7 protein-coding genes and 4 pseudogenes are annotated in these 14,801 nt (G+C 71.6%); 4 read left to right on the top strand and 7 right to left on the bottom strand.

Annotated features, from left to right (window positions below; all coding sequences use genetic code 11):
• Window positions 1–11: 11 nt before the first annotated feature.
• A pseudogene (locus AB0I68_RS26405) lies at window positions 12–440 on the top strand (UDP-N-acetylglucosamine 1-carboxyvinyltransferase); the annotation flags it as partial.
• Here AB0I68_RS26405 and AB0I68_RS26400 read toward each other — a convergent pair.
• From AB0I68_RS26400 to AB0I68_RS26380, 5 genes and pseudogenes are all read right to left on the bottom strand, one after another.
• Window positions 437–2,095, bottom strand: a pseudogene (locus AB0I68_RS26400) (amidohydrolase); the annotation flags it as partial. The pseudogenes AB0I68_RS26405 and AB0I68_RS26400 overlap by 4 nt on opposite strands.
• Before the next feature lie 135 nt (window positions 2,096–2,230).
• Window positions 2,231–3,517 (bottom strand): annotated as a pseudogene (locus tag AB0I68_RS26395) (NAD(P)/FAD-dependent oxidoreductase); the annotation flags it as partial.
• Entirely contained in the window at window positions 3,517–4,095 is a 579-nt protein-coding gene (locus AB0I68_RS26390) for a DNA starvation/stationary phase protection protein (protein WP_363179845.1), read from the bottom strand. The pseudogene AB0I68_RS26395 and the gene AB0I68_RS26390, both read right to left, overlap by 1 nt.
• Window positions 4,096–4,223: 128 nt before the next feature.
• Window positions 4,224–4,709, bottom strand: a pseudogene (locus AB0I68_RS26385) (DoxX family protein); the annotation flags it as partial.
• 5 nt (window positions 4,710–4,714) lie between these two features.
• A complete protein-coding gene (locus AB0I68_RS26380) occupies window positions 4,715–5,377 on the bottom strand; it encodes a hydrolase (protein WP_363179844.1) in 663 nt (220 codons plus the stop codon).
• A gap of 887 nt (window positions 5,378–6,264) precedes the next feature.
• Here AB0I68_RS26380 and AB0I68_RS26375 point away from each other — a divergent pair.
• The gene (locus tag AB0I68_RS26375; protein ID WP_363179843.1) at window positions 6,265–6,483 is read left to right on the top strand and encodes a DUF6243 family protein; all 219 of its coding nucleotides are present in this window, start codon (window positions 6,265–6,267) and stop codon (window positions 6,481–6,483) included.
• A gap of 94 nt (window positions 6,484–6,577) precedes the next feature.
• On the opposite strand, the gene AB0I68_RS26370 is transcribed toward AB0I68_RS26375, so the two are convergent.
• Window positions 6,578–11,245 (bottom strand): HEAT repeat domain-containing protein, encoded by a 4,668-nt coding sequence (locus tag AB0I68_RS26370; RefSeq protein ID WP_363179842.1) that lies wholly within the window; start codon window positions 11,243–11,245, stop codon window positions 6,578–6,580.
• Between the two features lie 193 nt (window positions 11,246–11,438).
• Here AB0I68_RS26370 and AB0I68_RS26365 point away from each other — a divergent pair, with 193 nt between their 5' ends.
• On the top strand, window positions 11,439–12,077 hold the full coding sequence (locus AB0I68_RS26365) for a TetR/AcrR family transcriptional regulator (protein WP_363179841.1): 639 nt from the start codon (window positions 11,439–11,441) through the stop codon (window positions 12,075–12,077).
• A 43-nt stretch (window positions 12,078–12,120) separates the two neighbouring features.
• Window positions 12,121–13,629, top strand: coding sequence for an MFS transporter (locus AB0I68_RS26360; RefSeq protein ID WP_363179840.1), 1,509 nt, complete (start codon window positions 12,121–12,123; stop codon window positions 13,627–13,629).
• Window positions 13,630–13,755: 126 nt separating this feature from the next.
• Here AB0I68_RS26360 and AB0I68_RS26355 read toward each other — a convergent pair whose 3' ends face one another.
• Entirely contained in the window at window positions 13,756–14,739 is a 984-nt protein-coding gene (locus AB0I68_RS26355; RefSeq protein WP_363179839.1) for a LysR family transcriptional regulator, read from the bottom strand.
• Between the last annotated feature and the right edge of the window lie 62 nt (window positions 14,740–14,801).

Here is a 14,801-nt window from a genome sequence, read left to right as displayed (position 1 = left end):
CGAACGCCGAAGTGATCGCCGTACGCCCCGGCAACCCGCTCGCAGGATCCGTCACCGTCGACGGCTCCAAGAACGCCGCCCTTCCCATGCTGGCGACCGCGGCGGCCGTACGCCGGAACGTCCAGCTGGAGAACGTTCCGGCCAGCGCCGATGTCCAGGCGATGGCGGCCCTCCTCCAGGGAACCGGCTGGCACGTGGCGCAAGCAGTCGGACGGCCGGACAGCCTGCTCGTCATGGCGCCCCAGCACCCGCCCGCCGTTCCCGACCCGAGCCGCGCCTCGGCCATCCGGGCTTCGTACTATCTGGTGCCCGCCCTCCTCGCCTTACGGCGCAGTGCCCGGCTGCCGTGGCCCGGCGGCTGCCGGATCGGACAGCGCGGGATGGAACTGCACTTCAAGGTGTATGAGGCGTTCGGGGACCACGTCACCATCCAGGACCGGCCGCCGACGACGGTGAGGACGGACTCGATGTCGGGAATGACGTCCTCGGGCACGGTGAGGAAGTCGTCGGAGAGGATGGCGAGGTCGCCGTACGAGCCTTCTCGCAGGGTTCCCTTGACGTCCTGCTCGCCGGTGAGCCGGGCACCCCCGCGGGTATAGAGGTCGAGGGCGGTCTCGCGGTCGAGCAGGTTCCCGGCCGGATAGAGCGCGGTGCCTCCGACGGTGCGCCCGGTCACGAGCCAGTGCAGTGCGACCCACGGGTTGTACGAGGAGACGCGGGTGGCGTCGGTTCCGGCCGCGACGGTCAGGCCGCGGTCGAGCATGGCCCGGACCGGAGGGGTGTGGGCGGCGGCCTCGGCGCCGTAGCGGTCGAGGAACGCGGCGCCCTGGAAGGACATCCGGTTCTGGACCGAGACGGCGCCGCCGAGGGCGGCGATCCGCTCGAGGCTGCCGGCCGAGACGGTCTCCGCGTGGTCGAAGAGCCAGCGGTTGCCGCCGGGGAACAGTCCCTCCGCGGCGAGTTTCTCGAAGACGGCCAGGTCGCGGCGGATGGCCTCGTCGTAGGTCGCGTGGAGCCTAAAGCCCCAGCCGTTCTCGAGGAGGAGCCGGACGGCGCTCTCGAATTCGCTCTCGTAGCCCGCGGCGAGCTCGGGCCGGGGCTCGGAGAAGTTCTCGAAGTCAGCGGCCGCCCAGGTCAGGTTCTCGCCCGCGCCGTTCAGCCGGAGCCACTCGTCCCCGTCCCCGGGCTTGACCATCTCGGTCCAGCGCTTCAGGTCGGCGAGTTCCTGCCCGGCCGTCTGCGGGAAGAGGTGGTAGGCGATCCGGAGGGTCAGCTCCCCCGACCTGGCGAGGTCGGCGACCGTGGCGTAGTTGTCGGGGAAGTTCTGGAACCCGCCGGCGGCGTCGACCGCGGACGTCAGTCCGAAGCGGTTCAGTTCGCGCAGGAAGTGACGGGTCGATGTCCGCTTGTCGTCCTCGTCGAGAGCCGGTGCCTTGGCCAGGGTCGAGTACAGGACGAGAGCGCTCGGCGCGGCGAGGAGAACGCCGTTGGGTTCGCCGTCCCGGCCCCGTACGATCTGCCCGCCGCGGGGATCCGGGGTGTCACGGGTGAATCCGGCTGCCTGCACCGCGGCCCGGTTCATCAGGGCCGACTGGTACAGGTGCAGGACGAAGACGGGGGTGTCGGGGGCGGCGGCGTTCAGCTCGGCGACGGTCGGCATCCTGCGCTCGGCGAACTGCTCGGCGGTCCAGCCGCCCACCACCCGGATCCACTGCCCCTTGGGGGTGCGGCCGGCCTGCTCGCGCAGCATCGCCAGGGCGTGTCGGAGGCTTCGTACGCCGTCCCAGCGCAGCTCCAGGACGTAGTTCAGGCCGCCCCGGATGACATGCAGGTGCGAGTCGTTCAGGCCGGGGATCACCCGGCGGCCCAGGGCGTCGACGACCCTCGTTCCCGGCCCGACGAGGTGGGCGAGGTCGTGGTCGTCACCGAGGGCCGCGACCCGGCCGTCGCGGATGGCGACGGCACGGGCCTCGGGGCGGGCGGGGTCGCCGGTGAACACCTTGGCGTTGCGGACGAGGAGGTCGGCGTGCTCGTGTTCCCTCCGCGGGGCGGGGACGAGGCCCGCCACCGGCATGCTCGTCGACGGCCCGGTCATGCGAGGGCCTTGCGCAGGGTGTCGGTGGCGAGACCGAGGGCGAGCTCCGCGGCCCGCGTCTCGCGCAGCGCGTTCAGCATGACGAAGTCGTCCCACGATGGCCACGGTGGCCGTGTGGACGAGTTCGGTCGCCATCGGGCCGGTGAGTGTGCAGCCGACGACGACCCGTCGGGTCTCGTCGACGACGAGCTTGGCGAGGCCGCGGTAGTCGTCCGCGTAGAGCGCGGCCCCTGCGACGTCGTCGATGCGGTACTCCACCGTGCGTACCGCGAGACCCGCTTCGCGCGCCGCGCGTTCCGTGAGACCGACGCTCGCGACTTCGGGACGGGTGAAGACGGCCTGCGGGACGGCGACGTGGTCGGCCTCCGCGCTCCATGGCTGCCGGCCGCCGGTGACGGCCGGGCGCCCCGCGGCTCGCTCGGCGATCGCCGCCGCGCAGGCGCGGGCCTGGTACTTGGCCATATGGGTCAGCGGCGCACGGTGATTCACGTCGCCGACGGCATAGAGCCATTCGCCCCCGACCGCGGTGACCCGGCAGGTGTCGTCGACCGGGAGCCAGTCGCCTGCGGGCAGTCCGACGGAGTCCAGGCCGAGGTCCGCCGTGCGCGGGCGCCTGCCTACTGCGGCGAGGACCTCGTCGCAGACGAGGGCGGTGCCGTCGTCGGTGTTCACGGTCACCGTGCGGGTGTCGGCGCCACGGGCGACCCGGACGGCCGACACCCCGAAACGGATCGTGACGCCCAGATCGCTCAGCCCCCGGGTGACCTCTTCGCCGGCACACGGCTCCCACCCGGTCAGCAGGGCCTGGTTGCGGACCAGCAGAGTGACGGAGGAACCGAGCGAGCGCCACGCGGTGGCCATCTCGCAGGCCACCACTCCCCCACCGATGACGACAAGCCGCTCAGGCAGCGCGTCGGCCGTGGTGGCCTGCCGGCTGGTCCACACACCGATCCGGTCGAGCCCTTCGACCGGCGGAAGGGCGGGTTCCGTGCCGGTGCAGACCACGACCGCGCGCCGGGCGCGCAGGGTACGGACCGTGCCGTCGGCCCCGGTCACCTCCACCCGGCGCTCGCCGGCGAGCCGTCCGTGCCCCCGTACGAGCGCGATGCCCGCACCGTCGAGCCAGTCGGCCTGGCCGGTGTCGTCGCCGAGCCCGGTGAAGCGGTCACGGCGGGCCAGGACGCGCGCCGGGTCGAGTGCCGCCGTGACCGCCTGCCGGGCACCGTCCACCGAGCGGGCCGCCGCTCGGGCGGCGCCGGGTCGCAGCAGGGCCTTGCTCGGCACGCAGGCACGGTAGGAGCACTCGCCGCCGACCGCCTCGGCCTCGACGACGACGGCGGTCAGCCCCGACCGCACGGTCCGGCCGGCGACGACCTCGCCGGCCGGACCGCCGCCGACCACGACGACGTCGTACGTGTCCATCAGCCGTGCACCAGAGGGGTGTCCACGAGGTGCTCGGCCAGGAACCACACCTGCGCCTCGCCGGTACGGATGACATCCGAGACGAGGAGGTCGGCGCTGCCCTCGTCGCCCTCCCCGGAGAGCCGGGCGGCGGCGTCCCGGGCGTCGATCAGGATCCGCTCGTGCGCGTCGAGGAGCCTCGACAGCATGACGGGCACCGGCTCGACGCCGTCCGGCGGCCGGGGGATCGCGGTCAGCTCCGCGACGTGGCGGGGGTCCCCGACGGCGACGCCGCCGAGGCTCTGGACTCGCTCGGCCAGCGCGTCCACGATGGCCAGTTGGGCCTCGGCGTGCTTGTCCAGCATCAGGTGGAGCGAGTAGAAGGTCGCCCCGCGCATGAGCCAGTGGTGCTTCTTGTAGAGGAAGTACAGGATCTGCGTGTCGGCGAGGACGCGGTTCAGCCGCTGGCAGCCGTACATGCGCGTGTCGTGGCCGAGGCCGATCGGCAACTGCTTGAGCGTGCCGAACGCCTGGGTCTCGGCGCCCTTCTGGTGCAGAAGCGGCTGGCCGCCGCCGTGCGGGGTCGTGAGTGTGTCCATCGGGTGCTCCTGCTCGGGAGAGAGAGTGGGAAGGGCCCGGCCGCCCGGTCGGGGGTACGCGGGCGGCCGGACCCGGTCTGCGCGGCTCGCGCTGAGCGCCTGCCGGGGGCGGCGGCGTGCGGCGCCGCCGGGGCCGGCCGGTGCAGGACGAGCCGGGTGAGGAGTCCGCTGCCCAGGCCGGCCACGAGCGCGAGGGCGGCCCACCACAGCGGGTAAGGCGTGAGGCCGAGGGCCGCGTCGAGGGACCAGGCGCCGGGGCCGGTGGCGGCGAGGGCGGCGGCGGTGCCGATGAGGACGAGTGGGTACTCGTATCCGTCGTTCTGCACCCAGAGCCCGTGGCGCCATTTCACGGTGAGCGCGACCGTCATGACCCCGATGGCCCCGGTCGCGGCGAGCGGGGTCAGGAGGCCGACGGCGAGCAGCAGGCCCGATCCGATCTGACCGCCGCCCGCCGCCAGGGCGGTGAGGGCACCGCCGCGGAAGCCGTCGGTGCGGAACTCCTCGGTACCGCCCTCGAGTCCCTTGCCGCCCAGGTGCGAGCTGACCTTCTGCACACCGTGGCCGGCGACGAGCAGTCCCACCAGCAGACGCAGGATCAGAATGCCGGTGTCCACAGGGGTCAGCCCGCCGCGTGCGCGCCGATGACGCTCTGCGCGTACACGACACCGAGGCCGTACGCACCCGCGTGGGCCTTGACGATCTCCATGACCGCGCCGTACGTCTCCTGACGCGCCCAGTCGCGCTGCAGCTCCAGGAGGACCTGGACCCAGGTCACCGGGACCGCGCCGGCGGCGATCATCCGCTGCAGCGCGTGCTCGTGGGCGGCCGGGCTGACGCCCCCCGAGGCGTCGGTCACGACGTACACCTCGTACCCCTGCTCCAGCGCCGAGAGCGCGGGCAGCACCAGGCAGACCTCGGTCCACAGACCGGCCAGGATGATCTTCTTGCGGCCGGTCGCCTTGACCGCCGCCACGAGCGCCTCGTCCTCCCAGGCGTTCATGGTGGTGCGGTCGATGATCTCGTTCTTGGGGAACACCTCGGCGAGCTGCGGCAGCAGGGGCCCGGAGAACGACTCGGCGGCGACCGTGGTCAGGACGGCCGGAACATCGAACGCCTTGGCCGCCTTGGCGAGACCCACGGTGCTGTTGATGATGGCGCCGCGATCGCCGCTGCCGGTGCCGAAGAACATCTGCGGCTGGTGGTCGACGAAGAGCATGACCGCGTTGTCGGGCGTGAGAAGGTCCGCGCTGGGGGCAGCCTTCACCTTGTTGATGTCGAACATGAGGGGTCCTTTCGAAGCAATCGGCAGCGTGCCCGCCGCTTCCGCGGCCCGGCACTTCTTTCAAGCTACGAGCGACCCGACCGACCGCGTTGACCTCCTGCGCCCAGGAGTTGGCACGACAGCGCACAACCGGTCAAGGACGAGAGCCACGCAGTGTCACCAGCCCGAACCCTGCAAGGTCGCGACGCCGGCGCCCCGAGGTGATCGCACGGAGAACAGCTGGTGCTCAGCTCGCCCAGAATCGTGCCTCCGCCGTGTCTCTGCAGCCGGTCCTCGGCCACTCGACTGTTCCGCGCCGGCGAATTCCCGACCGTTCGCCGAGGAGCACCTGGCTCAGCACACCCGCCTGTGCCAACGCGGCGACTCGACGAGCCACTTCACACATCCCGGCTCCCGCCCCGGCCGGTTCGCCGACCGCTGGGCCGAGCAGCACCTGCCTTGACGCCCCGCCCTCGCCCGAGACCCCCGAAACGGTGCGTAGCCACACCAGGCCACCGCCTCACCAGCGCAAACGCCGCCGTGCTGTGCCACCCGTTCGTCGGCGCCAGGCCTGTGCTGTCCCGCAGGACGGCTACAAGTCGACAGTGTCCAATGGCCGTGGATCTTCACCGCAGACCACCGCCGTCCGACCCCATGGCTAAAGGTCGTCCCGAACAGCTGGGCGCAAGCTGACCCCGGGCGCTCGCCGGAGGCCCGGCCGGCGCCGGGGTGGCGAAAAGCTTGGCGTGCGGGGCCGCCGGAAGCGGGTAACGTCTTTGTCATGTTCTTCCAGACGCCGATTTACGAGTGAGAGCGTGACGGGCCCCTGCTGACGTCCTTCGACGTCGCCGCGCCCGTCCCCCACCGATGAATCCGTAGATCACTTCACATCATCACCGGGAGAACCCGTGACCGACAGCAAGAACATCAACAACCCCGTGGGCCAGGGCGGCGGCCAGCGCAAGAAGCTGTCCCGCGCCGAACGGCAGAACAACGGTCCGCACCGCAACCACGACCGCCAGGGTGCCGCCGACAAGAAGGCGGAGCTGGTGCGCAAGATGCGCGAGAAGGCCCGCGCAGCCGAGGCCGCCGCCGGGCAGGCCAGCGACGACACCGCCCAGCGCTGACGCACCGCCGCAGCAGGGCGGCACCGCACGGGCAGGGCCCGGACCGCGACGCGCGGTCCGGGCCCTGCTGCCGACCCGGCGCGGCTGGTCCCGCTCAGCTCTCGGCAGACCACCCGCGTCTCAGCCGACCACCCGGGGCAGCCGCAGATGCGGCCGTGATCTGTTCGAGAACCACTGTGTAAAGGGACCGCCTGTCGGGACGGACGTGGACGGCGGCATGTCTGAGGGCGGGGATCGCCGGTGTGCCCATTTCGATGAGCCCCTTGGCCGCAGCCTTACGGACGACGGGATGGGAGTGCTCCAGCATTCCGGTCAGGGCGGGTATCGCGGGTGCCCAGTTCGCGTGGCAGAGAATCCGGATCGCCGTGCGCACCAGATCTGGCCGGGGGTCGTCCAGCAAGATCGACGTGTGGTGCAGGTAGGTCTGCCAGTCCAGCATTGCCCTTGAGGTCCGGTGGGCGTGCAGGCGGACCTTGGGCTGGGGATGATGCAGCAACCCACCGATCAGGTCCCGCAGACGGGGGTCCTGATCTGGCTCCGGGCCGCTGTGTCCCTCGGCCAGCCGCGCGAGTGCTTGGCGTATCTGCACCAGGTCGCCGGCCCTGGCCAGGTCCAACAGCTTCTGCTGGGACGGGGGTTGTGCCGCTCCCGACGACGCGGCCGGGGCGCGGTCGCGGAGCTCTGCCAGCGCGGCGGCGTCCTGCCGTACAGCGTCCGGGCGGCGCAGCGGACCCTCGACGAGGAGCAGCCTGTCCGCGAGGTCGTCGCGGCCTTCGGCGCGCAGCCGCCGACAGGTCCGCGTCAGCACAGGGGTGCGCAGCAGGGAACGCCCGCAGAGCAGGTCGAGGAACCCCCAGGCGCCGGCGTCGAGCCGGCCACCGAGGCGCTCTGCCAGCACGTCGGCGGGGACCCGGCGCAGCGCCCGCCCGGCTGCGGAGCTGCTGGACGGCGGGTCGTGCTCCCACCATTCCAGCAGTAGCGGGACCAGCGGTTCCAGGTCCCACGGGTCGAGCCGGCTTGCCGCGAGAGCGACCCTGTCGTGCAGGATGCCATCCGCGCGGAGTTCCGTCTCGCCGATGGTGTTCAGTGTGCGGGCCAGGTCGACACCGACGGGTACGTCGATGCGGCCTTGCAGAAATGCTCGGAGCACGGGAAGCCTGGCCTCGGGCTCGGGCCACTCCAAGAGCGCCAGGGCCGCAGTGTGCCGGTGATCCGGAGCGGATCCCTGCAGCATGGCCAGCAGGCGCTCCCGCAGTGCGGTCGAACGGGGCTGGTCGAGGTCGTCGAGGTGCACGGTCCGCGGTCGCGGCGCCGGCGCGTGGGTGGTCTCGGCGATGGTCCAGGGTGGTGCGTCGAGCGGCTGGATGTCCGTCATCCAGTCGATGAGGGCGGCGCGGGTCTCGGGGCCCGCAGAGGGGTAGACATCGATCAGTGCGCTCAGGCGGTCCCGGGAGCCCGGGATGCCGTCGTGCTGCCGGCGGAGTCGACGGAGTCGGCGGATTTGCTCCAGGGCGCCCGGCGTGCGCACTGCGGCATCCAGCGCGGCTCGCCACTCCTCGGCCTCGGCCGGCGAGGTGGCTGCAGGGGACTGCGGGGCGGCGAACGCGTCCCGCAGCACAGCGGTCTCGGCCTGCCAGGGATTGGCGCCCAGCCGGGCCGAAGCAAGTGCCTGCTCGAGGTCGGCGCGGACCAGCACCGCGCCGAGGCCGCGGAGCAGCGTCAGTACGGACCGGCTCCCGGGTGCAGAGGGCAGCGCGCGTACAGCATCGGCGACAGCCGGCTTCAGAGCCTCCGGCAGAGTCGGCGCGACCGCTTCGAGCACCGTGATGAGGTCGTGCCGGTCTCCGGCCGAGGCCTCGGCGAGCCCGTCGAGCAGGACCCTGGTGAACCGGGCGAAGGCCGTCAGTTCCCCGGTCGTCCACGGCGCAGGGCAGAGCCGGAGGGTGAGCCGCAGTACGCGACTTCGGACAGCGGGTTCCGAGCCGGCCAGGCGGAGCCAGTCCGGCAGCATGGGCCGCAGCACCCGCAGCTGCGTGGGGTGCGGCTGCTCATGCCGTGCGGCAATGCGCAGCGCGACCGACGGATTCCAGCCCTCGGCCATCAGCGACCTGACGTCGAGGTCCGCTCCGGTGTCCGCCGCCGACCGCGGCGCGGCGGGCGGGGTGATCCCGTGTTTGGCCATGGCCGTCGACAGCTCCTCGACCGTCCCGGAAGCGAGGCCGACCCGGCCGGTCGCCACCAGGGCAAGCAGGGTCGGTGCGACCCGTGATGCCTGGTCGTCCAGTGCAAGGACCGAGCGCGCCGACAGTGTGCGGTCGAGGCCTGCCAGCAGCAGTTCGCGGGCGCGGCCGTCTTCGCTCTGTTCGGCGGCGGCGAGGACGGTCGCCAGGTATGCGTCGCCGAGGATGGCGCGCAGCGCCTCGATGAGCGAACCGCGCAGGCCTGGATTGTCGTGACGCCCGAGCCAGAAGAGCAGTGCCGGTACCGCCATGGGCGTGCCCGCGCGGACCAGAACCCCGGCGGCGGTCTTCTTGATGTTCATGTTCGGATGGCCGAGACATGCGGCGATCGCGGTGGAGGCCCAGCGGGCCCGCGCGTGACCGAGGGCGAGCAGCGCCTGCCGGACGGTCTGGATGTCCTGGGCTGCGGTCAGCGCGATCAAGGTCGCCGACAATGCCTCCGCATCGTCCCCGGTGGCGTCGCGGGCGAGCAATGCGATCACGTGCTTGCGCACGTGCCGGTCGCGGTGCCGCAGCAGGCGGTGCACCCGCGCACGGGTGCGCGCGTAGGGGGCTCGGAGCAGGAGTTCGAGCAGGATCGCCTGCTCGCCGCTCGACAGTCCCGGCCGGTCCAGCAGATCCAGACCCATGGTCGCGACGAGTGCGTGTCCGGCCTCGCGTGCAGTCGCCGCGTCGAGCATGCAGGCCGGCCTGATCCGTCCCCGCTCGTGGAGACGACGGCCCAGGCCGTGTACGGCATCCAGGATCTCCTGGGGTACCACGGGCTCCCCGGCCGGCTGTCCGCTTTCGCGTCTCGGGGCGGCTCCGCTCGGTTCCCAGGACGCCGCCAGCCCGGCCACGATACGCAGGAGCAGGTCCGCGATGACCGGCAGCGTGCCGGCGCCGCCGTGGGCGGCCAGTCTGCACAGTGCCGCCACCGGTTCGTCCGGGTCCAGATGGGAACTCAGGAGAGCCAGTTCCTGCTCGTCCGGGCCACCGAGATCCGTCGCGATGCGAGTCGGCAGATCGGCGGGATCGAGACGGACGAGGATGGCACGTCGCTGTGACGGATCGCGGGTCAGATGCCACAGCGTCTCAAGGGCGCGGTTCCGCACCGCGCGGAGATGCGGCGCGATCACGCCCACGGTCTCCGCCGTGGCGAGACCGAGCCCTTCCCTCAACGCTGTCACCGTCCGGTGCCCGCCGATGGCCTCCAGAGCATCCAGGGCCGCGGCGGGAGCGGACGGCAGGAGAGCGATCACGGCGTCTTCGGCATCCGCATGGCGCACTGCGCGGATCGCGTCGAGAAACAGCTCTGGCACGGGAGCCGAGGGAAGAACCCGTGTGATCGCGTCCCCGATCGGCAGCTCCCCCGCCCCCTGTCCGGCCAGGGCGACCAGCAGCGTGAGCCGCCGCGGCCAGCTCGGATCGTCGGCCGCCGCATCCACCAGTACACGGAACATCACCTGCCGGCAGGTGAACAGGATCGTCGCGACCTCGTGGGGCGGAATCGAGTGATCGGCCAGCGCCAGGCCGATGACGGACGGGACGTGTGGACCGTCCGGGAAGTGCCCGCGCCGGTGGAGTCCGCGCAGGCATGTCACCGCCGGCCCGCCGAACAGCAAGGGGTCCCGTGCGGCGATGGCCAACAATGCGCCGATGTCACCGCGGTCCGCCAGGTCACCGAGCAGTTCCATCCCGCGCCGGCGAAGACCCGGCGGCAGATCCTCATCGTCAATGACCTGCCGCAGCAGGGCACGGTGCCCATGATGGGCGGCAGCCGCGATCGCGGCATCGGCCACCTCGGGCCGTGTGATCACCGAATCGGCAGCGAGAAAGGGAGACAGGCGTCCCGGCGGCAGGGAATCCAACGCCGCCCACGGCTCGGTGAGTTCGCCCAGTGCGGCGGCGACGACGTCTGCGCTGTCGACACCGAGCAGGCTGATCGCGTACTCGCGAACCAGCGCGGGAGCCAGCAGACCGGCGTGCAGCCCCTGCCGGGCCAGTTGCAGCGCCGCGGCCTGCAACACCGGGTCCCCGCTGCCCACCAGCTCGTTCACGAGCGGCCCAGGCCGGTGCGCGCAGGTGACGGTCATTTCCCGCACGGCCTGGTACAGCAGTTCGCCCGGAGGCTCCTTCCGGATCACCGTCGGCTCGTTGAGAAGCTCAGCGCGCAGCCAAGCGATCTGTACCCGTGCCGGCAGCTCAGCCGTGCGCCACGAAGGCCGGCGGAGCCCCTGGAGATGCGACCCCAGTCGTTCATGGAGCCGCGCCAGGACGAGCACCGCCTCCGGCGGTCCCTCCACTGATACCGGCAGCAGCTCCGCGAGCTCGGCCATCTCAAGCTCGTCGCCCGTCCGGCCCGACGTGACGCGCTCGGCCAGAAGGACCAACCCCAGGTACCGCAGGCGGGGATCGTCGTGCCGGATGAGGCGTTCGAAGACGGCCGGCGGGCAGAGCTGCGCGTCAAGATGGCCGGCCAGCCAGCCGACGTCAGCTCGACGCACCGCATCGCGGAAGGGCTTGTCTGCCGGCGTCGTCATCGTCGGATGCTAACGGGGACGTTCCCCGTCCCACCAGCGAGATTCACCCGATGCGTCTCACTCCGACTGCTTCGTCCCACTGCCTTTCGGCCGGCTTCCACGGAGGGGTACAGAGGGTGCGGCGTCCCAATGGGCTTCGACCGTACGGCGGTTCGATACACACTGTATTAAATACATGTTGTATCGTTTCCGCGTGGCTTCATCGAACCCTGCTTCCACCGATTCCGGCCGACCGCCTCGTCGGCGCGCGCACACCCGTGAACGGCTGCTCGACGCCGCCGAGAGGGTGCTGGTCGAGCGGGGGTACACGAAGACCACCATCGAGCACATGTGCGCGGCGGCCGGGTATACCCGGGGGGCCTTCTACTCCAGTTTCGAGAGCAAGCAGGACCTCGTCCTCGCGCTGTTCGACCGCCACTCCGGCCACCGGCTCGACCAGTTGGAGCGCCTGCTCCACGATCCGGCGCCAGGGGCGGCCCGCCGGATCGGGGAACTGCTCCTGGCGGTCGATCCCGGCGAGCGGAACTGGATCCTGCTCTTCCTGGAGTTCCGGCTCGACGCCGCCCGCAGCCCGGAACTCAGCGCACGGCTGCACGAACACGACAAAGCCGTGACCGAGGCCGTAGCGCTCCTGCTCGACCGCAACGGCACACGCATCAACGCGCAGAGCCTCGCCACGTTCCTGCTCGCCTCCCGCGAGGGGATACTCGCCCGGACCGCCATGGGCGGACCCGGCAGCGATGAAGCGATGGGCGCCGCGGTCGACGTATTCGCCGAACTGCTGCCCACCCTGCTGCCCACCCTGCAGCCCTCCCTGGAACAGGCACCCTGAGCAGCCCTGTCCGCCCCGAACGCCCGGTCAACCGAGAGACGTCATGCACGCAACCCCCCAGTCGCACTTACATCGCTGGAAAGCGCTGATATTCATCGGCCTCGCCCAGTTGATGGTCGTGCTCGACACGACCATCGTGAACATCGCCCTGCCCTCGGCCCAGCACGACCTCGGCATCTCCGACGGCAACCGGCAATGGGTGATCACCGCCTACTCGCTGGCATTCGGCAGCCTGCTGCTCTTCGGCGGCCGCATCGCCGACCTCACCGGCCGCAGACGCGCGTTCATCGTCGGCCTGCTCGGCTTCGCGGGTGCGTCCGCGCTGGGCGGCCTCGCGGTCAACCCCGGGATGCTGCTCGGCGCCCGCGCCCTGCAAGGCGTGTTCGGCGCGCTGCTCGCCCCGGCCGCCCTGTCGCTGCTCGCGGTCACCTTCACCGAACCCAGGGAGCGGGCGAAAGCGTTCGGGATCTACAGCGCGATCTCCGGTGCCGGCGGCGCCTTCGGCCTGATCATGGGCGGTGCGCTGACCGAGTACCTGAACTGGCGCTGGGCGCTGTTCGTCAACATCCCGTTCGCCGTCACGGCCGTGTTCGGCGCCGTCACCGTGATCCGCGAGCCGGCGGGTGCCCGCAACGGCGCCCGTCTGGACCTCCCCGGCGTCGTCCTCGCCACCGCCGGCCTGCTGTCACTCGTGTACGGGTTCACCCGCGCCGAGTCCGACGGCTGGACCGCTCCCGTCACCGTCGCCCTCTTCATTGCCTCGGCTGGTCTGCTCGGCGCGTTCGTCCTGGTCGAGAGCAAGGTATCGAGCCCCCTGCTGCCGCTGCGGGTGGTGACCGAACGCAACCGGGGCGGTATCTACCTCTCCCTGGGGCTGGCCGTCATCGGCATGTTCGGGCTCTTCCTCTTCCTGACCTACTACTTGCAGGTCGTGAAGGGGTACACGCCGGTCCTCACCGGCTTCGCCTTCCTGCCCATGATCGTCGGTATGGTGATCGGGTCGACGCAGATCGGCACCCGGCTGATGACCCGCCTGCCGCCGCGGCTGCTGATGGGTCCGGGCTTCCTGACCTCGGCTCTCGGCATCGCGCTGCTCACCCAGATCAAGGTCGACAGTTCGTACGCCGGCCTGATTCTGCCCGCGCAGGTGCTCCTCGGCCTGGGAATGGGTACGGCGTTCATGCCCGCGATGAGTCTGGCCACCCGCAGCGTGCAGCCGCAGGACGCCGGCGTGGCCTCCGCCTTGATCAGCGCGTCCCAGCAGGTCGGCGGCTCCATCGGCACCGCCCTGCTGAACACCGTCGCGGCAGGCGCGACCTCGAACTGGCTCTCCACGCACGCTCGTTCCGGCGTCGACCGGGCCAGGCTGGCCAACATGGCAGCCGTGCACGGCTATGCCAGCGCGATCTGGTGGGCCGTCGGCATCCTCGTCGTGGCCGCGGCCGCCGCCTTCCTGCTCATCAACGCCAGGGAGCAGAACGGCGGTACGGGGCCCGACGGCAAGGCGGCGGAAGAAAAGGCCGATGCCGTCCCGATGGCGGCCGCCCACTAGTTCCGGGACCGAGAAGGCCGCGGGTGGGCCGCGGGTGGGCCGCCAGAGGCTCCCCCGGCCGCCGGAACACGTGAGGGGAAGGAGGCCCCAGGAGCTGAAGCTCCTGCCCGCAATCGAGCCATCCTGTCAGCCGTTGTGAACCACGCCGAGCCCCGGCCCGGTGCGAACCGCCAGTTTCGCGTGGTCGGTGTCGGGGAGCCAGTCGCGCTGCGGTGTGTAGTCCAGCCAGCGCCGGGTGCGGCCGGCTTCGGTGAAGCCGCGCAGCAAGGTGTCGAGCAGCGGGTGACGGTAGGACTCGCGCCAGGCCAGCGACCACGCGTACAGCGGGGTCGGCTCGACGAGTGGGATGGAGCGCAGACCGGCGTGGTCGGGCAGCGGCGCGTCGGCGGGAAAGAGGGTGAAGCACGTGGCGTCGGTACGGATGTGCTCGGCCAGGTGGTCCAGGCCCAGGTTGGGGCCGTCCTGTCGCCGAGTGATCCGGAATTCGTCGGCGAAGCGGCGGAGGAAGTCCAGGCGGGTCAGTTCGGCCGGGCACCACAGGGTGCTGTCGCGCAGGTCCGCCGGGCGCAGTGCGTCGGCGTCGGCCAGCGGGTGAGACGGGCCGACCACCGCGTCGACGGGCTCCAGCCGCACGAGCCGCTGGGTGAGTTCCGTGTCGCGGCCGCCCGGCAGCGGATGCACCCGGCCGAAGCCCAGGTCGGTGTCGCCGCGCAGCAGTGCCTGCGCGACTGTGGGCCAGTCACGTCCTGGGCCGGGCTCCAGCCGCACCGGTCCGAGCGCCTGCACCGCCTGGGCGACCGTGCGCAACGGCGCGTACAGGTGCCCCCACGTGTCGATGCGTACGACCGGCCCGGCGCCGGTGACCGCCGCGATCGCGCGCTCGCCCGCGGCAAGCGCCTCACGCGCGGCCGGCAGGAACCGGTCGCCCGCTTCGGTCAGCCGGGTGCCGCCCTCGCGCTCGAACAGGCGGACGGCCAGCAGCTCCTCCAGCCGCGCGATGCGCTTGGACAACGCCTGCTGGCTGGTGTTCAGCTCTTCGGCGGCCCGCCCGAAGTGCAGCGTCCCGGCGGTCGTGGCGAACGCGCGGACCAGGGCGAGGTCGAGATCCATGCCGCTGACCCTATGCGACAACCGCCCGTTGTCGGCCAGGCGGATTCGTTGTTGGCCGCGCC

It is taken from the genome of Streptomyces sp. NPDC050448 (assembly GCF_040655295.1).
In the GTDB taxonomy this organism is placed as follows: Bacteria; Actinomycetota; Actinomycetes; order Streptomycetales; family Streptomycetaceae; genus Streptomyces.
The sequence above is the reverse complement of the archived record's forward strand: the minus strand, read 5'-3'. Positions and strand labels throughout refer to the sequence as shown.

Coding starts and splice junctions, on each gene's coding strand:
- AB0I68_RS26380 (WP_363179844.1), bottom strand. CDS start 5,377: ATGTTCGACATCAACAAGGTGAAGGCTGCCCCCAGCGCGGACCTTCTC.
- AB0I68_RS26390 (WP_363179845.1), bottom strand. CDS start 4,095: ATGGACACACTCACGACCCCGCACGGCGGCGGCCAGCCGCTTCTGCAC.
- AB0I68_RS26360 (WP_363179840.1), top strand. CDS start 12,121: ATGCACGCAACCCCCCAGTCGCACTTACATCGCTGGAAAGCGCTGATA.
- AB0I68_RS26370 (WP_363179842.1), bottom strand. CDS start 11,245: ATGACGACGCCGGCAGACAAGCCCTTCCGCGATGCGGTGCGTCGAGCT.
- AB0I68_RS26355 (WP_363179839.1), bottom strand. CDS start 14,739: ATGGATCTCGACCTCGCCCTGGTCCGCGCGTTCGCCACGACCGCCGGG.